Raw genomic sequence first — 22877 nt, forward strand, 5'->3', positions numbered from 1 at the left:
GAGATTGGTAAAAGTGCTTGCAGAAGCTACTCCGCCCGGCGGTCGGGCCGCATAACCGCTACAAACCAATCTTTCCGCACATCGCCAGTCCATAAGCGAGTGCATGCACGCATCTCTAATGAACGGCTAAGCAGGCGACTGGGGCACTCTCAGGCAAGGCTCGGTGGGAAGTGCGCGGCGCACTGTGAGCCGTATGTGGCCGGCCAAATGCCGGCGTCCTCAGGCAGGGCCCCCCCTGCTGGCGTTCTGGTCCACCTTCTCTCGCCGCGCGGTGCGGGGTCGGGCAACGGACCGGAACAAACCATCCGAAGTATTATTTCGCCAGTTCCTAGGGCAAGACTTGAGGAACTTTCGACAGTCGCACCACAAGAACTGGCTGAATCGGTCTCAACCGACCTGACGTTTGCTCCTATTCCGTAGGCGTTGACGACTGCGGAGCTTTTCCGAACGCTAGTAAAACGAGGCCGCAACGGGTCGCTGCGGCAACGCGCTCCACCCGCGGGGGTCGGCGCACCCACCGCGATCCGCGATACTCTTTCTTTAATGCGCTGCACGACCCACAGGCGAGTTGTGCTGCCAAAACTGATTTCCGCCCCCCTCTCTATCAGCCTGTGGTCCCCATGAGTGCTCCCCAACAATCCGAGCTGCGCCGCGAAGTCGACTCGCTTGGTCGCCTGTTTGGCGAAGTCATCAAGCATCACACCGGCCAGCATGGCTTCGAACTGGTGGAAGAGGTTCGCACCATGGCCCGCCGGTTGAGCGAAGGCGATGCCGAGGTCGCGACCGAACTGCGTGAAAGACTCTCTCAGCTTTCCGGCGACGAGCTCAGCATCATCATCCGCAGCTTCACCATCGTGCTTGAGCTGGCTAACCTGGCCGAGGATCGTCACCGCATCCGCGTGATCCGCGATCGCGAGCAGCAGGCGTATCCCGATGCGCGGAGCGAATCGATCGGTGCGGCGTTCGCATCGTTCCACGAAGAAGGACTCTCCACGGCCGAAATCCGCGAACTGCTCGAGCGGGTGAAGATCGAGCTGGTGTTCACCGCCCATCCCACCGAAGCCAAACGCCGCAGCGTGCGTCGCATCCTGCTGCGGATTCGCCAACTGCTCAAGGCGGGCGACGACGACGAGTTGCTGCCTCGCGAGCGAGAGCGGAACCTGTCGCTCATCCGCGGCGAGCTGCACAAGCTGTGGCAAACCGACTTTGTGCGGCCGTGGCGACCAACCGTGCTGCAGGAGGTGGAACGCGGCCTGGCCATCATGCCCGGCCTGTGGAACGAAGCCCCCGGCCTGCTGAACGACTTGGAGCGGGCCCTGCAGCGGTACTATCCCAAAGTCAATGCAACCGATTACCCGCTGGTGAGCTTTGGCTCGTGGATCGGCGGCGACCGCGATGGCAACCCGTTCGTCACCCCGGCGGTGACCGCCGAGACGCTCACGCTTCTCCGCCGGCACGCGGTGCTCGAACATCGTTCGCAGGCCCGCGCGCTCGCGCGCTCGCTCAGCATGTCCGACCGACTGACCAAGCGGCCGGCGAAGCTCGAAGCCGCGCTGGCCGACGCCAGCAGTCGCTGGCCGGACCTGGCGAAGGAACTCGACAAGCTCGCGCCGCTCGAAACCTATCGCCGCTGGTTGTTCGCGGTCCGTTGGCGACTGAACAAGACACTGCAAAGCTCCATCGACCAACCGGTGGGCGAGAATGCCCCTGGCTATTACTCCCGCAACGAGCTCGCAAAGGACGTCGAACTGGTCGCCGAGTGCCTTCGCGAGACAGGCGACGAACTGCTCGTCGCCAACGAGGTCGAACCTTGGCTCGCCCAAATCCGCATCTTCGGGCTGCACACCGCGCGGCTCGACTTGCGACAGCACTCGGCCGTGTACCGCGCGGCGATCGACGAACTGTGGAGCACGGCCGGACTGTGCAACGATCCCGCTTCGCTCGACGAACCAGCCCGCGTCGCGTTGCTCGTCGAAACCATGGCCAGCGAGCAGTTGCCGAGCCTCGAAGCGGACGTGTCCGACACCACCCGCGAGACGCTGGAGCTGTTCGCCCTGGTCCGCCGCACCATGCGACTCCGCGGCGAAGGGCCGTTCGGCGCTCACATCTTGAGCATGACCGAAAAGGCGAGCGACGTCCTCTCGATGCTGTGGTTGTGGAACTGGAGCCGCAGTGTCGATGGTGGCCACGAGCGTGACGAGGAGCTGCACTTGCCGGTTTCGCCGCTGTTCGAAACGATCGACGACCTGAACCGCGCGCCGGAGACGCTCCGCGAGTTGTTCTCCAACGAGACTTACCGCCAGTATGTCTCCCAGCAGGCCGACGACCAGATGGTGATGGTCGGCTACTCCGACAGCACCAAGGACGGCGGCTACCTCTCTGCCCAGTGGGCGCTGCAACAGTCGCAAAGCGCCATGCAAAAGGTGGCCGACGAGTTCGGTATCAAGCTCACGTTCTTTCATGGTCGTGGTGGTTCCCTCGGTCGTGGTGGCGGCCCGGCCGCCCGCAGTATTCTGTCGCTGCCGAGCGACGCCTTTAGTGGTTCGTTGCGACTCACCGAACAGGGCGAGGTGCTGGCCGAACGTTACGGCACGCCGGCCATCGCCTATCGCCACTTGGAGCAAGTTTGCTGGTCGACGCTCACCGCGGCGGCCCGCCCGATCGATCCACCCCCGCCCGCTTGGGTCGAGATGATGGAGCGTCTGGCGTCGACGTCGCTCGCCGCGTATCGCCAGTTGGTCGACTCGCCGCGGTTCGCCGACTTCTATCGCGAAGTCACTCCGATCGACGAAATCGAACGCCTGCCGATCGGTTCCCGCCCCTCCAAACGCAAAGGCGGCAATCGCATCGAAGACCTCCGCGCGATTCCCTGGGTGTTCAGTTGGACCCAATGCCGCGCGATCCTGCCGGCGTGGTACGGCATCGGCTCAGCGGTCGAACCACTGCTCGACGACCCCGCGGCGATCGACCTGTTGCGAACAATGCTCAAGAAGTGGGCCTTCTTCGAAGCAACCATCAGCAACGCCGAACTCGCGCTGGCCAAGGCCAACATGCCGGTCTTCCAACTTTACGGCCAACTCGGCGACGACATCCCCGGCGGACCCGAGCTCGCCCAGGCGATCGTCGACGAATACCATCGCTCGAAGCGAGCAGTGTGTGCGATCAACGATTGCGAGGAGCTGCTCGAAAGCATCCCCTGGCTAGGGCGGAGCATCCAAGTCCGCAACGGCTACGTCGATCCTCTCAACGTCGCCCAGGTGGTATTGCTTCAGCGCGTCGCCAGCGACCCCGACGCCTACCAGCACGACCAGCCCGACGCACTGGAGCACCTGGTAAACCTCGGCATCAACGGCGTCTCCGCCGGCATGCGGACCACGGGTTAATTCTTCTAGCCCCCGCGAGCCGGCTCGTCCCCGAGCCCGGAGAAGCTTGCCACCTCGCCGGAGATCAATCCTGCAACCAAAATCCAGGATCGAATACCGGGACTACAATCCGGGGCCCGGGACGGCCCGGCTCGCGAGTGGTATCGTTTTGGGCCAACTCGTTTTGGGCCAACATTGGGGCAAAACGATTCATTGGCCCAAAACCCCAAAACGTATTGGTCCCCCCTTTTCCATTTCACCCTATTTTTCTCGTTCAAACTGTTCGCCCGGTGGGTCAAAACCCTCCGCGTTGTTCCCCGCATGTTCTGCAAGTTGGCCCAAAACCCAATAGTTGGTCCAAAACCCTGGGGACTTAAAACAAGACGAGCCGGAAGCGTCAGCGCCCAGAGCACGTAGGAGGAAATGACGAACTACCCAAATACCCAATGACGAACAAGCGCGCAAGCGTAGCCCATTGGGTATGTGCGTGTTTGGGTGTTTGCGTAAGTGTTTGCGTAAGTGTTTGCGTGAGTGTTTGGATGTTTGGGTATTTGGATGTTTGGATGTTTGCGTGTTTGGGTATTTGGGTATTTGGGTGTTTTCTGATGATGGGTCCACACAATCTCGCTCTATTAATAGACCTTCCCGGCAGGCCCGTTCAACGGCGATTTTTTTACAACTGGCATTTTGTGCGAATCGTTCGCCTACATCCTCACCCCAGCACCACGCCATGAGTCACGCTTGGATCGAAGGACCCGGCTACCGCAAGCAGCTGCTGGTCGACGAGACCCAGCTCCGCTGCCCCGGCACGCTCGTGCAGCTCATCGAGATCGAGCCGCACACGCGGGTTCCATTTCACCATCACAAAACGTCGGTCGAAGCATTCCACATGCTCGCCGGCCACGGGCGCATGACGATCGACGGGGCCGAACACACCCTCACGCCCGGCGACACGCTGATCTGTCATCCCCCCGCGGTGCACGACGCGGAGAACACCGGAGACACCCTCTGGCGGTACATCGTGTTCAAGACGAATGTCACGCCAGACGATTCGTATTGGGTGGAGAACCAGAGCTAGTCGGCTAGCTAGAGCCCATGGTCGGCATACGCTCCAGGTGTACCAAACACCTCCGATAGTTCCCCCTGTAGCCAACAGAGCACGTATTCGTCCTCGGTCGGCTTCTCGTCGCCCAGGCATCGCAAAGCCACTGGGGCATAGATATCCGTACCGAGCCAATCCATCAAAACTCGCCCTTCCGACGGGCGCGGCGCCCTCTCGAGTGTGCTCTTGTCGCCATCGTAGAAATGGACGGCAACCTCGCGCCCTGTCATTCCAATCCAGGCGAAGACATACATCCAACCCTTATTCGGCAACAGTTGCGTAGCTGGAATGCCGCTAAGATCTAGCTGCGCCACAAATGGCAGCAGCTTGCCTTCCGATTCGGGCCACGGAATCGACTTCGGCAGATCGGGCAAGCCACCCAATCGGCTGTCACCCAGTTCGATCAAGTCCTGCCGGCGCAGCTTGTCCTCCTCAATCACCTCCCGACAGTAGGCAAGCGTTCGTTGAAAACCTTGGTCTTGAAACAGATCGCTCTTGAGTTGCTCGATCGCCTCCAGCATCTCCGGCGCCCGCTTGGCAAGTTCTTCAGGAGTTCCCGAGGGTGGCATTCTGAGTAAGTTATCAGCGCGCTGCTCAATCGTGGGATCATCGAACGGCGACTCCGCCTCCATCTCGGCGTCGTCCTCTTCCAGATACTCGTCTTCTTCCTCTTCCTCGTCGCGCGGTATCTCCAAGAAGGCGATTTCTGGCTCCGGACGACCCGTGCCCGCCGTTTCGCACAGTCCTGCTGCAAGACGCGCTTCGCGACGCTGCTGTACTCGTTTCTCCGCTTCTTGCTTCATTGCTTCCAGTTGCGCCAAGAACTCCGGCTTGATCTTGAAGTCTGGATTCGCATCAAAGGGATTGGACATTTGGGTAACCTTAAACGATAGGAAGTGACTCTAGACTGACACGTTCACTCCTCTTCCGCCGGATACTCGGCGCTGTGCTCGTCCCACCACTCGCGCAGCGCTTGATTCGCCTGCTGCCGCGACTCTTTGGTCCACGGCTCCGCTGGATCGCGATCGATCAGACTTAGTGGGTTCTGTTCGAGCACGATGGCAATCGCACGTAAAGCATTCTCGCCCACCGTGCGCGCCCCTTCGAAGTCGACCCAACGCGACGGGCGATTGTCGTCCAGCAGTTCAAACAGCTTGGGCAGATCCTTCCGGGTGGGGTGGAATCCCGACACGACCTCGATCTCGGTGCTGATGCTGGGGTTGCCGTCGTTGGTCGTGTTCTTCACGACCATCCGCTGCTCACTCGGCCCCCACGATTGGAGCACGCTGGCGAGATCGTCATCCTTAGCAGGCTCCGAAGGCAAACGAAGGCTCGCTGCGAGCGCATCGATCTTCTCCTCCCGCTGCTGGGGATCGTCCGGATCAAGCGTCGCCTTGGCAAGGCTCGCCAGCAGTTCCGGCGAATAAGGTCGGTCGCTACGCGAGAGCATGTGGTAGAAGTAGCGATGCAGATCGCGGCGAAAGGCCACCGACAGTGGTTCGACCGCGAAGGTCTCGTGATTTTCATCCCAGTTCTTCTCTGCTTGCTCGAAGCCTTCAAACCGCCCCGTCGGGTCGAACGGCGCCCCGCTTTCCGACCACGGTTGCAATCTCCAGTAGTCGCGGCAACGCGTATCGGCAATCGTGTAGCACAGCAGGTCCGCGTCGCTCGCCCCGGCGCGCAGCAGAAAACAGACGCCCAGCGTGGTGTTGTTGCGCGGCAGTTCCAAGTAACGCCACAGCGGCACGCCTTGCTGGACACCGAGCTTCATCGCGTCCAGGTCGTCGGTGCGGACTTTCGCAAACCACTCGTCGAAGTCGGCGTCCGGTTCGAAGGGAAATTCCTTCGACGCATCCTCCCATACGTTGTTCAATTCCCGCTTAGTAACCTGCCGGGTGAACACCTGCACCTGCTCGCTGGGTGTTACTAGGTACCCCAAACTAATCAACCACCGTCCATCGGCCAGACGCATGTGCGGGCCCGGCACAATGAACCTGTAGATCATGTCGCTCGAGCCCGGCACCGTTTCCTGGATTCTCGAATACTGCATCGGCAGCACCGGCGACTCCTTCTCCGGATCCAACTGCTGCTGCACCAACGCCCGCCCCACGAAGTACTCACCGCCGGCCGTGTCGGGCAGTCCCAATTCAACCAGCTCGTCCACCAGCGCGACGATCTTCTCCCGCTCGCCCGCCGGCACCACGACCTTGTCCTCTGCATGAACCACCGCCGCGAGCGATGCCAACAGCGCTGCCAGAACACAGCGATACGCGAGATGATTTAACATGACTCAGTCCTGCAAAGTTGGTAGCCCCATTGCCCGCGGCAGTGCGCATTCTATCGCTGCAAACCGCCAACAAGCAACAATCTTGCCGTGGGCGACGAAAACGCTCCGTTTGCTTGAACATAGAGGGTCGCCTCTGCTACCATCCGTCTTGACCACAAGCACCAAGGGCCGCGGATGCGCACGATCAGGAACTTTGGCCGAAACATCGAGTTCACGCCGGCCAATTTCTATGCGCCCAATTCGGCCGAAGAGCTGCTGGCGATTCTCGAGCAGCATCGCGGCAAGAAGATACGCGCCATCGGCGCGCTGCACTCGTGGAGCGAAGCAACGCACGAGGACGAAGTGCTGCTCGACATGCGGCACATCAACGAGGTGCGCGTCGAGCAGCGCGATGGTGATTCGTGGGCCATCATCGGCGCGGGCTGCCGAATCAAACACGCCATCGCCGCGCTCGACCGCCAGGGACTCTCGCTGCCGACACTGGGGCTGATCTCCGAACAGGCCATCGCTGGCGCGGCAGGCACCGGAACGCACGGCTCCGGGCGGCACAGCATCTCTCACTACGTCGACGAGGTTTCAATCGCTCACTACGATCCGGAGTCGGGTAAGGCAGTCGTTTCTCGCATTACCGATGAGGAGCAACTCCGCACCGCACGGTGTCATTTGGGCTGCTTAGGCATTGTGGTCTCGGTAGGCATTCGCTGCCGCGAGCAGTACCGCGTCGAGGAGCACTTTCGGCTCTACAACGAATTGCAACCGGTGCTCGACGCCGAGCGGGAGTACCCGCTGCAACAGTTTTACCTGGCGCCGCACTTGTGGAAGTACCTGGCGCAGCACCGCCGCGAGTCCGACCGCCCCCGCTCCTGGCTCGCCCCGCTGTACCAGGTCTACTGGTTTCTGTGCATCGACGTGGGGCTGCACCTCTGCCTGATCGTACTGGCGCGGTGGCTGAAACGGCGGCGGCCGATCGAACTGTTCTTCCGCCACATCGCCCTGGCCACCGTGCCGCGCAACTGGCGTGTCGTCGACAAGTCGCCGCGGATCCTCACCATGGAACACGAACTGTTCCGGCACATCGAGATCGAAATCTTCGTCCGCGGCGATCGTTTGCACGAAGCTTTCGACTTCGTCAAACCGTTCTTGCAGTACGCGATGGGCAAGAGCGAACCGCACGAAGAGTGGCTCACGCGCGCCCAGGAGCTGGGCATCGCGGAGGAACTCGAGCGGTTGCGCGGCGCGTACGTGCATCACTATCCGATCTGCATTCGCAAAGTGCTGGCGGACGACACCGCGCTGTCGATGGCCAGCAGCGAAGAGTTGCCCTACTACGCGGTGAGCTTCATCTCGTATGTGCGCCCAAACGACCGCGCAGGCTTCCTACTGTGCGCCAAAGTACTTGCCGCGCTCACCGCGCGAATGTTCGCCGCCCGACCGCATTGGGGCAAAGTCTGCCCCATCGACCACGCGACGGCCCAAGAGCTATACCCTAACCTGGCCGAGTTCCGCGAAGTTTGCCGCCGGTTCGATCCAGAGGGAATGTTCACGAACGATTGGGCGCGGGGGTTGGTATTTGGGGAGGAGTCGTGAGGCTTGCTCAAAGCCCAACGCATCAAGGCTCCCGCAGCTTCCAATTGAGCTTTAGCAGCGCCACCTCGGCGGCGTGCCAGTCACTGTCGCTATACTCGCCGGCTTTGATGAAACTGCCATAGCTCATGCTCGTCCCTTTGGCATAGTCGGTTGGTAGCTGTTCCGGCGCCGGGCGTGGTGTAATCTTTCCTTCCTTCATCTTCGTAAGTAAGCTCGCCGCCCACACCGGATCTCGCTCAGCGATGGCGTCTATCGCCAGTCGCCGTACCGTTTGATCGGGATCGCTCAATGCTTGGTCGAGAACTCCATTCGCCAGTGCTTGAGCATACTCTTCAAGGCGATTGACTACCGACCTGCGATTTTCGGGCAGCGGGTTCGCGTACGCGATCTCAGCAAACATCGACAACCACGTGTTGATGTCGCTTGGAGTGTATTCATCCTCAATCCCGCTCAAGGTCATGAACACCACCCGAGCAGCTCCCTGCCTTTCAGCTTCGTCGTTGCTCTGAGCCGCCAACTGCAATGCACGGTGGAGTTCGTGGGCGGGACACCCATCCAGCATTTCGGAGACTTCATGCTGCATTTCGTATCCGCCATGCCACTCCATGGTGAGGCAACCCATCAACCGAAACAGCATTCGATAGCGCTGATCGCGTTCGGGATACTCCTCCGCAATGTACTGGCGAAACGCCTTCTCGCGTACGTAAAGCAACTCCCCCGATGTGGCCACGACTTCCGGGTCCGCTTCCTCATACGCAACTTCTTCTGCAGCTATGGCGCGCTTGTGAGCCCAGTTCAATCCATCGGGTGTGAACCTGGCCAGTATTGGCAGTGCGGCCTTCTTCGTCGCGTCGTGCAGTCGTGTGTCGTCGAGTTGATCCCTCGCAATCGTTTGCCCTCGCTCCGCGAGCCAATTGGCAATCCAGTCGGCCGACTCGTCGGTCATTCGATAATCGCCTGTCCAACTGATCTTCGCCCCATGCTTGATCGACATGCAGGCCAGCCGCCTCTCGCCCTCAAACCAGTCGAGCGTGATCGAACCATAGCAAAAGCAGCTACTGAGTTTTTGTGGCGAGACAAACTCAATGTGACTGGCTACTTCACGCACTTGGGCCTCGTCGGCGACCTCGAAGTGCTGCTTGTCGGGGACCCCGGGCAGGCCTTGCCGTGCACCGCCCGGACGGACCACGAGGCGATCGGCAGTGGCGATTGCCCGCTGCAACTCCCCTTTATCCTCCCACACGGGCAGGTTGTTGTCCTGCGCGAAGCAGCTGGCGCAAGACATGCCGGCGAGTGCGAAGAGGATGGACAAAGCTGGTCGTGTCATTGAGTTCATGCCGTGCAGTTAGGTGCGATGAAACAATCGTCGCGGGCATCGCAACTTATTCTACCAAGCTAGAAAACTCCCTGCTTGGCGAGGCACCTCGCCCAGAAAACAGGAGCATTCCTACCATCTAGCCCTCCCGCCCCCGCCGGTTTATCATAAACGGTTTTGCCAGACCGCTTTGTCGCAAGCCGTATGAAACCAAAGCAGCCGATTGAGGTGCGGGGGGCGCGGACCCATAACTTGCGTGAGGTCGATCTCGACCTGGCGCGGGGCAAGCTCACCGTGTTTTGCGGCGTCTCCGGCAGCGGCAAGACCAGCATGGCGATCGACACGTTGCACGCCGAAGGGCAGCGGCGGTACATCGAGAGCTTCTCGGCCTACACGCGGCAGTTCCTCGAGCAGCTCGACAAGCCGGACGCCGATCGCATCGATGGCGTTCCGCCCACTATCGCGGTCACACAGCAGAACGGCAGTCGCTCGAACCGCACCACAGTAGCCACCACCACCGAAGTGGCCGACTACCTGCGGCTGCTCTTCGCCCGGGCCGGCACGGTGCACTGCACCAACTGCGGCGGCGTGGTCGATGAGCACTCGCCTGAGACCATCGCCGCCGAAGTCGCCACCCTGCCCGAGGGCGCTCGGGTGATGGTCTGCTTCCTGCGCGAAGATCTCACCGCCGACGAAGCCGAACTGGCGCTGGCCGATCTGCGCGAAGCAGGTTTCTTGCGCGTGGTGGTCGGCGAGCGAACCGCCACGGTGGATGAACTCTCGGCCGCCGACTTCACCGATCAAACCGGTGGCCTGGTGGTGGTCGATCGCATCACGGCTGGCTCCACCGAGTCGAGTCGAGTGCAGGAGTCAATCGAAACCGCGCTCGGCGAAGGGCACGGCGAGTGCGTCGTGCTGTATGGCGAAGAATCCGGCGCGGTAACGATCGACGGCCGGCCATGGGCGCGCCGCGACTATCGCACCGACTTGCACTGCGCGAAGTGCGACCTGCCGGCCGTGCGTCCCGAACCGCGGCTGCTCGATTTCAACAGCCCGCTGGGCGCGTGCAGCGAATGCGAAGGGTTCGGCAGCGTGTCGGAAATCGACATGGCGAAGGTCGTGCCCGACGATTCGAAGAGCCTGAAGGACGGCGCGGTCGCCCCCTGGAACACGCCCGCTTATACGCACGAGCTGGAAGAACTCAAGGCCCTGGCCAGCGACTACAACGTCCGCCTCGACGTGCCATGGAACGAACTGACCGACGCCGAGCGAAGGATCGTCGAACACGGCGTTCGCGAACGCGACTTCGGCGGGCTCGACGGGTTCTTCCAATGGCTGGAAAAACGCAAATACAAAATGCACCTGCGGGTGTTCCTCAGCCGCTGGCGCTCCTACCGCGACTGCCCCACCTGCGGCGGCGCGCGACTGCGTCCCGAAGCCCTGGCGGTGAAGCTTGGCAGCAAGAGCCTGGCCGACGTTTACTCGATGGAGATTCGCGACACAATCGCGTGGCTCAGCGACTTGCATCTCGACGCGACCAAGGCCGATATCGCGCGGCCCATGCTGGCCGACGTGGTGCCGCGGCTCGGGTATCTGGCCGAGGTGGGCGTCGACTACCTGACGCTCGGCCGGCCACTGCGAACGCTGAGCACCGGCGAAGCGCAGCGCGTGGCGATGACCACCACACTCGGCTCGGCGCTGGTCGACATGCTGTACGTGCTCGACGAACCAACCAGCGGCTTGCACCGCACCGACTCGCAGCGGCTGTTGGAGTCGATTCGCAAGCTCCGCGACCGCGGCAACACCGTGCTGGTGGTCGAACACGACGAAACGCTGATCACCGGCGCCGACGAAGTGGTGGAGTTCGGTCCCCTGGCCGGCACCGAAGGTGGCGACATCGTCTACCACGGCCCGCCCTCGGAGCTGACCACTACCGAGGGCACGCTGACCGGCGATTGGCTCGCCGGGCGGCGGCTGCTGGGCGACTCGACCAACCGACGCCCTACCGAAAGCGGTATGCTCAAGCTGACCGGCGCGCGGAGCAACAACCTGAGGAACATCACAGTCGAGTTCCCGCTCGGTGTGTTCGCCGCCGTGACCGGAGTGAGCGGCGCCGGCAAGAGCACGCTCGTGCAGCAAACACTGTACCCCGCACTCGTCGAAGGATTGCACAAGTCGAACGGCAAACTCGACCAGCCGCCCGGCGTGTACGAGGACCTGTTGGGCTGCGGGCAGCTCGAAGACGTGGTGCTGGTCGACCAGTCGCCGGTGGCGCGTTCGCCCCGCTCGAACCCGGTAACCTACGTCAAGGCGTTCGACCCCATTCGCAACGTGTTCGCCGAACAGCCCGAAGCCACGCTTCGCGGGCTCACCGCCAGCCACTTTAGTTTCAACGTCGAGGGCGGGCGGTGCGAGCGCTGCGGTGGTGCGGGGCAGATCGAGGTCGACATGCAGTTCCTGGCCGACGTTTATATGACGTGCGGCGACTGCCAGGGGCGACGCTACCGGCCCGAGGTGCTCGAGGTCTTGTATCGCGGCGTGCCAATCGACGAAGTGCTCGACATGACCGTGTACGACGCGTTTCGGTTCTTCCGCGGCCACCCCAAACTGCAGGCGAAGCTCAAGTGCCTGCTGGACGTTGGCCTGCACTACGTGCGACTCGGCCAACCGGCTAACACGCTCTCAGGCGGAGAAGCGCAGCGGCTGAAACTCGCGGGCTACCTGTCGGCCAAACGCCGCGGCCGCACGCTGTTCATCCTCGACGAACCTTCCACCGGGCTGCACTTCTCCGACGTGGTGCAGTTGGTCGACTGCTTTGACGCGCTAATCGACGTGGGCCACTCAGTGCTGGTCGTGGAGCACAATGTTCCGCTCCTACAGGCGGCCGACTATATAATCGACATCGGCCCCGGAGCAGCGGGCGATGGGGGCCGCGTGGTCGCCACCGGCACGCCCGAGCAGGTGGCCGCGTGCGAAGAGTCCGCCACCGGTCGGGTGCTGAAGGTGGCCCTCGATCGGCAAGAGCAAGCCATCGCCGACGCCCGGCGGCAGGAGAGCGAGCTTGATTGACGGCGCGCGTGTAAAATGCACCTCGGCCGACGTGGCCCTGGCCGTTCTGGTAGTGACGCCGATCTTAACCGGCAAGACGGATCACTCCCCCATAACCGGCGTCGTCCGCGGTCCCTACAGCGATGCCTCACGAACATTGCCGGCGGAGTTCCCACTGGTCGCCAACACCGACGGAACGCTGAGCACCAAAGTCGTCGACCCGTGTTACTCTACCAGCGAACTGAAGATGGAGTACGGATTGGAACTGTACGAAACAGATAGCGACATCGACAAGTACGCCACACGCTTCGAGCTGGCTCGCAAAGACAAGTAACACTCGGACCTCGTACTATGGCCGCCCCGGCCGTAGCCCCCTCCAGGGCCGAGGCGGCCATGATACGTTGGAGCCCGAATCCGCGATATACTCCTATCCAATGCCTCTCGACGACACTAACGCCGACTCCCTCGACCGCTATTCGCGGCAGGTTCGCTTTGCGCCGCTCGGCGAGGAGGGGCAGCAGCGGCTCGCGCAAAGCTCGGCTTTAGTTGTGGGCTGCGGGGCGCTGGGCTCGGCAATCGCCAACACGCTCGTGAGGTCGGGCGTGGGGCGGGTGCGGATTGTCGATCGCGACTTCCTGGAACTCTCCAACCTGCAGCGGCAGGTGCTGTACGACGAGGCCGACGTCGCCGCAGGGCTGCCGAAGGCCATTGCCGCTGCGAGGAAGCTCACCTCGATCAACTCCACGGTCACCGTCGAGCCGATTGTCGCCGACGTGACGCACAAGAACATTGCCGATCTGGCCGACGGTTGCGACGCGATCGTCGACGGCACTGATAACTTCGAAGTGCGTTTTCTATTGAACGACTATTCGCTGTCGTCCGGCGCGCCATGGGTTTATGGCGGGGTGATCGGTAGCGAGGGCCAATGCATGACCATCCTGCCGGGCGAGACCGCTTGCCTGGCATGCCTGCTGGCCGAACCGCCCCCGCCCGGCGTCTCCCCCACGTGCGACACGGCCGGCGTGCTCGGCCCCGCGGTGAACATGGTGGCCGCCGTGCAAGCGGCCGAGGCGATGAAGCTATTGAGCGGCAACACCGAGGCCACCAGTCGCAAGCTCACCATCTTCGACCTGTGGCGCAACACGATGCGGCAGGTCGACCTCACCAAACTCAAAGAGTCAGGCGCGTGCCGCGCCTGCGGCGAGCGCGACTTCGTGTGGCTCGATGGCCGCCGCGGCAGCAAGTCGGCCGTGCTCTGCGGCCGCAACGCGGTGCAGCTCCGACCCGATGGAGAGCAACAGTTGGACCTCGAAACCCTCGCCGACTCACTGGAGACAGTAGCCGACGTGGTGGTGAATGAATTCTTGCTTCGCGCCGAGACCGACAAGTACACGATCACGCTTTTCCCCGATGGCCGGGCGATTATCGCTGGCACCGACGACATCGCCGTGGCGCGGAGTGTATTCGCGCAGTTGGTGGGGGCGTAGGCATCGTTACATCAGCTAGAACTTCTTGCCGACCTGCGCTACAATAGTCGCGGTCTCGGATCGCGGTTAGCGATGCGTGACTTCTACCTCATCTAACACGAAGGACTACACGATGGCGAGATACCTTTATCCTTTGGTGTTGCTGGCACTATTGGCTGCTGGTTGCAGTTCTTCGACTCCAAGCGATACGGGGCCATCGGTGCTTGGCTTCACGCCTGAACTCCGGGATCAGTTGAGGGCGTACATCCGCGCCAACGCTCCAAACACGGACGCCGAAGCGGCTGTGTCTAGCTACATGGAAGAGCTCAGTGAAATGGCGAAGGACTTCAAGATTGCCCCCAACGACAAGGGTGACCTGCTATTTCCTGCTGCAATGAAGGTCGCTGACAAAATATCGGGCCCAGAAGACGTGAAGGAAGTAACTGCAATCCTGAACGAGTTCGATACTGATGTTCCTATCTGGGCTCAAGCACTCTTCAAGCAATACCAGTCTGGTTCGTTGCCGAAGGAGCTCAACGATTTGCTGGTAGCCACGATGCGGACGGAGGTACTTCGTGTGCAAGTCGGGCTGTCGAAATAGCCACTTCCTGGACCGATGGGTCGCAAAGTCCCTCCCCCTTACCCACCTTGTGCTAGCACTCCCTCGAATCTCCGCAAGTGTTAAGGTCTGCGGGCTGCGCAACCGATTCAGTCCTAAGACCCAAACTCGATTGGCGGCGCGCATCCCGACTCATCCTTTGCGCCGCTTCAGCTTCGACGGACGCGCTATGCCCACTAAGGTATCGGACTCGACCCGCCTCGTAAAAATCGCAAGCCAGCAGCCTTCGCCGCCCCGCAAGTTGGTGGGCCGCGCAGGGCCGTGGCAATTGGTGCGGCAAGTGGCTGAGACGAATCTCGCGCGGCTCTACACCGCCCGGCCGGCCGACGCCTGCGAATCGCAGCCGGTGGCTTACATGGTGAAGATGCTCCGCAAGGAGTGGTGGCGCGACATCGCGGCCATCGAGATGTTCCGCCGCGAGGTGATGGTCGGCAGCAAGGTCTCGCACCCGCACGTGGTGCCGATCCTGTCGGCCAACGTGCGGCAGCCGCCGTTCTACGCGGCGATGCCACTCTTGGAAGGCGCGACGCTTCGCGAGCGACTCGACGCGGGGTGGCAACCCTCGGTGAGCGAAGTGCTGTGGGTGGTGCGGCAGATGGCCGAAGGGCTGGCCGGACTCCAGGAGTCGGTTCGCATGGTACATGGCGACATCAAGCCCGAGAACGCAATGCTCTCGAGCACCGGCCACGTGACGCTGATCGACTTGGGCTTCGCCCGCGGCGAAGGCGACGACCACGGCAACCTGGCCCAAGGCGTAATGGGCAGCTTTACGTACATCGCTCCGGAAGTGGTCACCAGCGCCTACGCCGCCGGCGCGGCCAGCGACCAGTACAGCCTGGGTGTGGTGATGTACGAACTACTCGCCGGCCGCCCACCGTTCACCAGCCAGGACCCCGCCGAGTTGGTCGCGCTGCACCGCGGCGGCAAACCACCTTGCATTCGCAGCCTTCGTCCCGACCTGCCGAAGCCAATCGCCTCGATCGTACACACGCTACTCGGCAAGGACCCGATCCGTCGCGCAATGAGCTACCGCGAGTTGATCGACCGCTTGGTGCGACTGGAGATCGATACGTTCGTACTACCAAAGAGTGCTTAGCTGGCCGAAACAACGTAGCCGGATTCGCAAGAATTCGGACACATTTGGCAACGCTCTGAATTCTTGCGAATCCAGCTACGGACCTCGTTACGAGGGGGACTACGGTTCACTCCACAACCGGCTCTTCCACTCCATCCAGGAAGCCGTGGAGGCTGCGAGCGCGGAACGGTTGCTGCAGCTTGCGGACTGCCTTCGACTCGATCTGACGCACGCGTTCGCGAGTAACGCTGAAGATCTTACCGACTTCTTCCAGCGTGTAGCTGTAGCCGTCGGCCAGGCCGTATCGCAGGCGGATGATTTCGCGTTCGCGGTACGATAGTTCGCTCATCACGTCCTGCAGGCGGTTCTTCAAGGCTTCGATGTGCGTGTCGTACAGCGGATCGTCGTCGCGGCCTTCCTCCAGGAACTCGCCGAAGTAATTGTCCTCGTGATCGCCGACCGGCTGGTCGAGCGACAGCGGTTGCCGGGTCATCTTCAGGATGCAGCGAGCGTCGTCCAGCGGCATGTTCAGCTGCTCGGCCACCTCTTCGGGATTCGGCTCACGACCGTGGATCTGGAAGAAGTCCATCGCCACAGCGCGGATCTTGCTCATCGTGTCGATCATGTGCACCGGCAGGCGGATGGTGCGGCTCTGGTCGGCGATGGCTCGCGTGATGGCCTGACGAATCCACCACGTGGCGTACGTCGAGAACTTGTAACCGCGGGCGTACTCGAACTTGTCCACGGCTCGCATCAGGCCGGTGTTGCCTTCCTGGATCAGGTCGAGGAAGCTCAAACCGCGATTGCGATACCGTTTGGCGATCGAGACCACCAGCCGCAGATTGGCCGCCGACAAACGTCGCTTGGCCGCGTCGTACGCCGCCCGGCGTTCGACCGTGCGGGCGACCAGGTGGGCGAGCGTCGCCGGGCTCTCGTGGGTGATTCGCATCAGATACCGCAGTTCGTGCTCCAGCTCGATGCGGTAGGCGTCGCCGTGGATGCTGTCGGGCTCGGCCAACTGTTGCTTGATGGTCGCCATGCGGTGCCCGATCTGGTGCAGTTCGTCCATGATCGGCAGCAGCTTCTGCAAGCGGAGATTCATCTCCTCCACCAGGCGAATGACCTTGTTGCGGCGAATAATCAAGTCGCGCCACGCCTGACGGCGTTCTCGCAGCGGAACGGTCTTGTTGATCGCCAGCACGTAGTCGTGACTGTTCATCGCCAGCAGGGCACGAATCGTATCCAGGTTCGGACCGATGCGTTGCAGGATGCGCTTCTTCTCCGCGGTGTTGGTCACCGAGATTTCGATGGTACGGTCGAGTCGCAATTCGCCACGTTGCACTTTCTCCAGCATGTCGGCCGCCGCGTGCAGCACGTAGTCGTTGCACAACATGGTGCGGCGGAACTTCAGCCGTGCGCCCTCGATTCTTTTAGCCGCGGCGATTTCCTGTTGCCGATTGAGCATCGGAATTTCGCCCATCTGCATCAGGTACATCCGCACTGGATCGTCGATGTGCGACTCTTCGTCGTGGTCGACTTCTTCGGCGCGATATTGCTCGTCGCCGTGATCGCTATCGTCGTCGGACTCAGGCCCGCCGATGTTCGAGGGGCGTCCCGACTTGGTCTTGGAATCGGCCACTTTGGGGTGAGTGTGTCCGTTGCGGGGCTTGGCGGGCTTGGCGGCAGTGCGTGAGCGTGGCACGGCGAAATCCTTTGGCTCGGGGCGACGAGAAGCGAGAAAAGCTCTGACCCGACCTATTGCACGCGCCGCGCCAGCGGCCCCGCGGATGCCCGACCCCTTGACTCCAAGTACTTGCAGCAGCGAGACTTACGTCGAGTAGCAATGTCGCAACGCCCGTTGCCAACCGGCCACGACCGTGGTGGTTTCTCAACGCAGGCGGTCGCCGGCGTTGCCAATTCGCAACAGCCCTACCCAGCCAACTTCCCCGCCATGCACCTCGCTTGCCTGCCCCACGGATCGAGCGGCCAGACGCTTCGCCGCGTCCTGGCGGGCGTGCCGAACGCCGGCGTGCTGGTGCTGCCTGCCTCGCCCTCCCAACGCGATGGCGGCCAGTGGCTGTTGGGCATGATGAAAGCGGTCCGCCGCGAGTTGTTCCTGCAGCCGGAGTTGCAGGTGCTCGCCTCGGTCGATCCGGCGGCGGTAGAGCACGTGACATTGGAGCTTGCACGTTCCCTTTGCGAGTCGCACTCCGAGGCCACGGCCATTGGCCGAGTCCACTCGGTAACCAATTCCACGACCATCGTCGAGTGGCTAGCCGCCGGCGAGACGCTCCAGCACCAAACGACCGGCGTCGAGCTCGACGAAGACGCAACACTCCACACCGCGCACGTCGAACTGGGGGCAGCACCGGTGGTCGAAGCCAGCGAGTCGTCGGCCAGCATCGTGGTGGCTTCGCAGCTCTCGCCCGGCTCACTGGCGCTGGCGGCCGCGTACCAGCAACTGTCCCTCGATGCCCACGACTGGGATCAGTTGGCCACCGTGGTGACTTTGGCGCGAATCGTCGAGCAACCTCGCCACGCCGCGCCGCTGTGGTTGGAAGTCGACGAAGGGGGAAAAGCCTTGCTCGTGGCGCTGCCAACACTGCCGCCCGGCGCGTTGGACGAACTGCTGCAACACGAACAGCGGGAACTGGCGGCGGGCAACCTGAATGCCGACGTTACGGTCGAACTGACCGACGCGCGTTGGGAAGCAGTCTCGGCAACTCACTTCGCCCTCGTGGGCGTGAAAGGCACCCCGCCGAGCGGTCGTTACACGGCCGAACTGTTTTACTCGTTGGACGACTCCCCCGAGCAACGGCTCTGGTCCACCACAATAAGCAAGACCTTGGTCGATTGGGACGCTTCGGTTCGCTCGGCCCAACGTTGGCTCGACGACGCTTCTTAGATTCGCAGACGCTCTTGTCGTGCGCGATCCCCCCGCTAGCAAGGCTATCGAAACACGAAACGTGTTGCGCAACTTGTTGTCACTACAGCGCACTGGCAAGTTTAATTGCAAAAAGCATCAGAGATTGCTTGACACATCGCCCCAGCTGCGGACAACTAAGGCTGGCGCTCGGCCAACCTGGCCGCAAGACGCACGCCCGATGCTTCTCCCTGGAACAGAGGAGGTTCGGTTTGAACCCTCGACTTATCTATCAATGGCGACGTTCGCGTCGCCGTGAAGCTTGCGCACGCCGCGCGCAACTCGGATGCGAACTGCTCGAACCCCGCACGCTGTTGGCGGCAGCTCCGCCCTTTCCGGGCGACTTCGATCACAACAACCTGGTCGACCAACTCGATTACGCAATGTGGAAGGAGCAATTCGGCGCGATAGGTGAGAACCTCGCTGCCGACGGCAATGGCGACGGAATCGTCAACTTGGCCGACTACGCCGTGTGGCGGAATCACCTCGGAGCGGAGCGAGACAGCCAAGCGCCGCTGGTCGAAGACGACTCGCTGCAGGTGAATCACGCTCAAACCGCCGCTATCGTTCCTAGCCAATTGCTTGAGAACGACGACGACTACGAAGGGCCGCTCAGCATCCTGAGCGCATCGGCCACCGCCGGCGGAACCGTCGAAATCCGCGACGGAGTGATCTTCTTCACGCCTGACAGTTCGGCACTCGCAGGCGGGCCCATGTCGCTGGAGTACACGGTGGTCGACAGCGACGGCCAGCAGGCGACCGCCACCGCCACGCTCACACCGCGTTCCCCCGCGCATGGCTCGCCGGGCGATGAGCAGCGGGCGGCCGAACATCACGCGCTGTTCAGCCTGATCGACACGGCCGACGCAACCAACGTGGCCATCGCGAGTGGTGCGTGGTCCGATGCGTCGATCTGGTCCAGCGGCGAAGTTCCCACCGCTGGCGAGCGCGTGCTGGTGCACGAGACCGTGGAAGTCACGTACGACGCACAGAGCGACACGCCACTCGAGTGGCTTCGCGTCGATGGTGTGCTCTCCTTCGCCCACGACGCGAACACTCGTCTGATGGTCGAAACGCTCGCCACCGATCCGCGATCGACAGTGAACATCGGCACGAGCGACCAACCGATCTCCGAGACGGTCACTGCGGAAATCCTGATCGACACCACCGGTGGACCGTTGAGCCAAGCGGAAGATCCCACACTGGTGGGCCGCGGATTCATCAGCCACGGGGTGACCAACATCTACGGCGCGGCGAAGCAGGAGTACGTCACGCTCGCTGCCGATGCAACGGCCGGCGACTCGTTCATACGGCTTACCGGCGCAGCAGTTCCCAACGGCTGGCGAGTTGGTGACACACTGCTGCTGGTGGGCACCGAAGCCAATCCCGCACTGCTCAACACCGGAAACCAAGCCGCGGCGATTCTGGCGGCCGACGCAGACAACTCGCGGTTCGCCGACGAGCTGTTGGAAATCACCGGCTTTGAACTGGTCGATGGCGAAGTGCGGGTGACCTTCAACAACGTCTCCAACGATGCGGCCATCAACTCCAATCGAACCTCGCTGCTGTGGAACCACCAGCGTCCTACTGGCGAGACGTTCGACGCCAGCGAACTATCGATCCACGTCGCCAATCTCACCCGCAACGTGGTTATTCGATCGAGCGACCCGACAGTCGACAACCAACAACGTGGCCACTTCATGCTGATGCACAACCGCAACGCTCAAGTGCATCACGCGCAGTTCAAGGACTTGGGCCGCACCGACAAGCGGCAAGTGGTCGACGATCCCGCGGCGATCGGCAACCACGATGGCACACCTGGCACCGGTACGAACCCTCGCGGGCGGTATGGGCTGCATCTGCACCGCATGGGCGCCAACAGTCTCGACGGCGACGCCGCGATGATCTCGGGCAATGTCGTGTGGGGCACGCCGGGCTGGGGCATTGTGCATCACGATAGCCACGCGGTGCTTGAAGACAATGTCGTGTTCGACGTCGCGGGCGCAGGCATCGTGGCTGAAGATGGCAACGAACTTGGCGCCTGGCGGGGCAACCTGGTTGTCAAGGCGACCGGCGACCTGGTCAACAACTTCGACGACAACGCTCTGCTGCAGTCGCTTCGCGGGCCACGGTTCGATCTGGGCTTCGTGGGTAGCGGCTACTGGGTGCAAGGCGGCGGCTTCGGCATCGTGCTGGAGGACAACATCGCCGCCAGCGTGAACGCTGCCGGCTTCGATCTGGTGCACAACATCGACGGGCTGGCGAACGTCGAGCAAATTTCCGTCGACCTGATCGCCGATCCTGTGGTGCGGCAAGCCATTATCGACGCGGGCTTGGAGTACGTCACGCCGAGCAACATCCCCACGCGGGGCGCCGATGGGCTGACCGTGTACAACAGCTTCCGCGGCATCCACACCTGGCTGCACAATCGCGACAGCGGTGACATGGAGGGCGTGTTCTCGTTCCTTACTCGTCTCGCGCACTCGTTCCGGTCGACCATCGAGAACTACACCATCTGGGGCGTGCAGACGGGCGTGCAGAACTTCTACTCCACGCGGTTCGACTACGTGAATGGCTTGGTGGTCGGCGATGTGGCCGACCCAGTGACGTATTTCGCGGGGAACGACCAGCAGGCAAACAACTCCGAGGGCGTGGGGCTCTCGCACAATCACGAGGAAGCCAACCACATTGCGTTCGACAACCTGCGAGTCGAAGGCTTCGAGTACGGTTTCCAGGTGTTCTCGCCGTTCAACAATCAGCTGCAGGAGGTCACCCCCTACGCGACCAGCGAACTGCGGAATGCGTCGTTCGCCAACGTCGAGCATGTGTTCATCCCCACCAACGGCAGCAACCCGCTGTCGGCCGACGACTACTTCTCCGACTTGTTCGTGCTCGATGAGGCTTCGGTGTTCCAGCCGCTCGGCCAGGGAGCGAACCAGGCGCCAACAGCAGACTTCACGTTTACCTCAGGCGGTGGATTGTCGGTGTGGCTCGACGCGGCAAACTCTTCCGACACCGACCCCAGCCCGCAAGTCCGCAGCGGCGACGACGGCATCGTCGCTTACGCTTGGGACCTCGACAACGACGGACAATACGACGACGCGTACGGCGAGACGCTGCTCTGGAACCGCAACGTTGAGGGCGACTACGAAGTGGGCCTCATGGTGTGGGACGACGATGGTGCCACCGCCACGATGCGGCAAACGGTTTCCGTTGCGTTCACCCCGTACGGCGAGGCGTTGATCGATGGCGACTTCTCCGCCGCGGGCGACTTCCCCGACGACTACTACAACTTCTGGAGCGGCCGCCGCGATACCGGCTGGATCGCTCGCAGCATCGATCGCACGCCGGGCGGTATCGCTGAGATCGACGCTCCACAGTTCGGACTGGGGAACCTTGGGCAGATTGTCCGCGACCAGCACATCCGCCGCGGCGAGCATACCTTTTCGCTCGACCTGATGAACACCAACGTCAGCGGCTTCTCGAACGTGATGCTGGTGCGGCTATTCGGCGTCGATGGCCAGTGGGCATTGGACGATGGGGTGCCTTCGTCCATCTTCGCCATGCCCGCTCCGGCGGTCGACACGTTGCTCGAGGTCAACCTCGGCACGATGGATCTGCCGACCTGGGATACGCTCGAGTTCACCGTCGACTTGGGCAGCGCCGGCTACGAATACCTGGTGCTGACAATCGACTACTACAACTACGCCTACCAGAACGGCGACTACTTCGCCCTCGACAACTTCTCGCTCCTGCCTGCTCCGCCGGCTGCCAGCACCGCATCGCTCGCTGCTGCACTGTCGCAGTTGGCCGACGAGGAAGACTCGAGTGACGTACTTCCCACCACGGCGTCGACCACCCCGTCGCAAGATGCGGCGCTACTGCTCTTGTTCGGCGACTCGGCGGCATCGTCGCAGGCGCGAAGAGTTCCACGCGTCGAAGCGATCGATCGAGCGGAGTCTTCGTCGACGCTTACCGAAGCCACCTCTGCCGATCTGGCGCCAAAGTGGTCGGGCTTCGGGTCCTAGTCGCGACCGCCGCGGGACAATCGATTCTGCTGGACCGCTTTCTTTGTGGTCGGTGATGCTGATAT

General features: G+C 62.2%; 14 protein-coding genes. 10 read left to right on the top strand and 4 right to left on the bottom strand.

The genetic code is table 11. The features are described from left to right. Window positions 1–620 precede the first annotated feature (620 nt). Both ppc and ACQK2L_RS29275 read left to right on the top strand, forming a co-directional pair. Window positions 621–3383, top strand: coding sequence for a phosphoenolpyruvate carboxylase (ppc, locus tag ACQK2L_RS29270; protein WP_425400596.1), 2763 nt, complete (start codon window positions 621–623; stop codon window positions 3381–3383). 709 nt (window positions 3384–4092) lie between these two features. Then, the gene (locus ACQK2L_RS29275; protein ID WP_425400597.1) at window positions 4093–4440 is read left to right on the top strand and encodes a cupin domain-containing protein; all 348 of its coding nucleotides are present in this window, start codon (window positions 4093–4095) and stop codon (window positions 4438–4440) included. A gap of 8 nt (window positions 4441–4448) precedes the next feature. Here ACQK2L_RS29275 and ACQK2L_RS29280 read toward each other — a convergent pair whose 3' ends face one another. Further along, complete coding sequence (locus tag ACQK2L_RS29280) at window positions 4449–5336, bottom strand: DUF1963 domain-containing protein (RefSeq protein ID WP_425400598.1); 888 nt, start codon at window positions 5334–5336, stop codon at window positions 4449–4451. A 44-nt stretch (window positions 5337–5380) separates the two neighbouring features. Beyond that, window positions 5381–6751, bottom strand: coding sequence for a hypothetical protein (locus ACQK2L_RS29285; RefSeq protein WP_425400599.1), 1371 nt, complete (start codon window positions 6749–6751; stop codon window positions 5381–5383). 174 nt (window positions 6752–6925) lie between these two features. Here ACQK2L_RS29285 and ACQK2L_RS29290 point away from each other — a divergent pair, with 174 nt between their 5' ends. Continuing rightward, on the top strand, window positions 6926–8338 hold the full coding sequence (locus ACQK2L_RS29290) for a D-arabinono-1,4-lactone oxidase (RefSeq protein ID WP_425400600.1): 1413 nt from the start codon (window positions 6926–6928) through the stop codon (window positions 8336–8338). Between the two features lie 22 nt (window positions 8339–8360). On the opposite strand, the gene ACQK2L_RS29295 is transcribed toward ACQK2L_RS29290, so the two are convergent. Further along, window positions 8361–9665, bottom strand: a complete 1305-nt coding sequence (locus ACQK2L_RS29295; protein WP_425400601.1) for a hypothetical protein — start codon at window positions 9663–9665, stop codon at window positions 8361–8363. Window positions 9666–9857: 192 nt separating this feature from the next. Between ACQK2L_RS29295 and uvrA the strand changes: the two genes are divergently transcribed. The 5 genes from uvrA to ACQK2L_RS29320 all read left to right on the top strand — a co-directional run bounded on the left by uvrA (window position 9858) and on the right by ACQK2L_RS29320 (window position 15882). Beyond that, window positions 9858–12722 (top strand): excinuclease ABC subunit UvrA, encoded by a 2865-nt coding sequence (gene uvrA / locus ACQK2L_RS29300; RefSeq protein ID WP_425400602.1) that lies wholly within the window; start codon window positions 9858–9860, stop codon window positions 12720–12722. Then, a complete protein-coding gene (locus ACQK2L_RS29305; RefSeq protein WP_425400603.1) occupies window positions 12715–13035 on the top strand; it encodes a hypothetical protein in 321 nt (106 codons plus the stop codon). The genes uvrA and ACQK2L_RS29305 overlap by 8 nt, the downstream gene beginning before the upstream one ends. 100 nt (window positions 13036–13135) lie before the next feature. Then, window positions 13136–14188 carry a ThiF family adenylyltransferase gene (locus ACQK2L_RS29310; RefSeq protein WP_425400604.1) on the top strand — a complete coding sequence of 351 codons (1053 nt, stop codon included), beginning with the start codon at window positions 13136–13138 and terminating at the stop codon, window positions 14186–14188. 112 nt (window positions 14189–14300) lie between these two features. Next, on the top strand, window positions 14301–14768 hold the full coding sequence (locus tag ACQK2L_RS29315) for a hypothetical protein (RefSeq protein WP_425400605.1): 468 nt from the start codon (window positions 14301–14303) through the stop codon (window positions 14766–14768). 187 nt (window positions 14769–14955) lie between these two features. After that, window positions 14956–15882 carry a serine/threonine-protein kinase gene (locus ACQK2L_RS29320; RefSeq protein WP_425400606.1) on the top strand — a complete coding sequence of 309 codons (927 nt, stop codon included), beginning with the start codon at window positions 14956–14958 and terminating at the stop codon, window positions 15880–15882. Between the two features lie 106 nt (window positions 15883–15988). Here the strand turns inward: ACQK2L_RS29320 and ACQK2L_RS29325 are convergent, their stop codons facing one another. Further along, window positions 15989–17500, bottom strand: coding sequence for a sigma-70 family RNA polymerase sigma factor (locus ACQK2L_RS29325; protein ID WP_425401135.1), 1512 nt, complete (start codon window positions 17498–17500; stop codon window positions 15989–15991). Between the two features lie 204 nt (window positions 17501–17704). Between ACQK2L_RS29325 and ACQK2L_RS29330 the strand changes: the two genes are divergently transcribed. Together ACQK2L_RS29330 and ACQK2L_RS29335 are read left to right on the top strand one after the other, a co-directional pair. Beyond that, window positions 17705–18766 (top strand): acyclic terpene utilization AtuA family protein, encoded by a 1062-nt coding sequence (locus ACQK2L_RS29330; RefSeq protein ID WP_425400607.1) that lies wholly within the window; start codon window positions 17705–17707, stop codon window positions 18764–18766. 230 nt (window positions 18767–18996) lie between these two features. Continuing rightward, complete coding sequence (locus ACQK2L_RS29335) at window positions 18997–22812, top strand: Ig-like domain-containing protein (protein WP_425400608.1); 3816 nt, start codon at window positions 18997–18999, stop codon at window positions 22810–22812. The last annotated feature ends 65 nt before the right edge of the window (window positions 22813–22877 follow it).

Origin of the sequence: Aeoliella sp. (assembly GCF_965227375.1) — a bacterium.
Lineage (GTDB): Bacteria > Planctomycetota > Planctomycetia > Pirellulales > Lacipirellulaceae > Aeoliella.

Bases quoted from the DNA above. Each gene is read 5' to 3' on its own strand.
- ppc (WP_425400596.1), top strand. From the start codon at position 621: ATGAGTGCTCCCCAACAATCCGAGCTGCGCCGCGAAGTCGACTCGCTT.
- ACQK2L_RS29275 (WP_425400597.1), top strand. From the start codon at position 4,093: ATGAGTCACGCTTGGATCGAAGGACCCGGCTACCGCAAGCAGCTGCTG.
- ACQK2L_RS29280 (WP_425400598.1), bottom strand. From the start codon at position 5,336: ATGTCCAATCCCTTTGATGCGAATCCAGACTTCAAGATCAAGCCGGAG.
- ACQK2L_RS29285 (WP_425400599.1), bottom strand. From the start codon at position 6,751: ATGTTAAATCATCTCGCGTATCGCTGTGTTCTGGCAGCGCTGTTGGCA.
- ACQK2L_RS29290 (WP_425400600.1), top strand. From the start codon at position 6,926: ATGCGCACGATCAGGAACTTTGGCCGAAACATCGAGTTCACGCCGGCC.
- ACQK2L_RS29295 (WP_425400601.1), bottom strand. From the start codon at position 9,665: ATGACACGACCAGCTTTGTCCATCCTCTTCGCACTCGCCGGCATGTCT.
- uvrA (WP_425400602.1), top strand. From the start codon at position 9,858: ATGAAACCAAAGCAGCCGATTGAGGTGCGGGGGGCGCGGACCCATAAC.
- ACQK2L_RS29310 (WP_425400604.1), top strand. From the start codon at position 13,136: ATGCCTCTCGACGACACTAACGCCGACTCCCTCGACCGCTATTCGCGG.
- ACQK2L_RS29315 (WP_425400605.1), top strand. From the start codon at position 14,301: ATGGCGAGATACCTTTATCCTTTGGTGTTGCTGGCACTATTGGCTGCT.
- ACQK2L_RS29320 (WP_425400606.1), top strand. From the start codon at position 14,956: ATGCCCACTAAGGTATCGGACTCGACCCGCCTCGTAAAAATCGCAAGC.
- ACQK2L_RS29330 (WP_425400607.1), top strand. From the start codon at position 17,705: ATGTCGCAACGCCCGTTGCCAACCGGCCACGACCGTGGTGGTTTCTCA.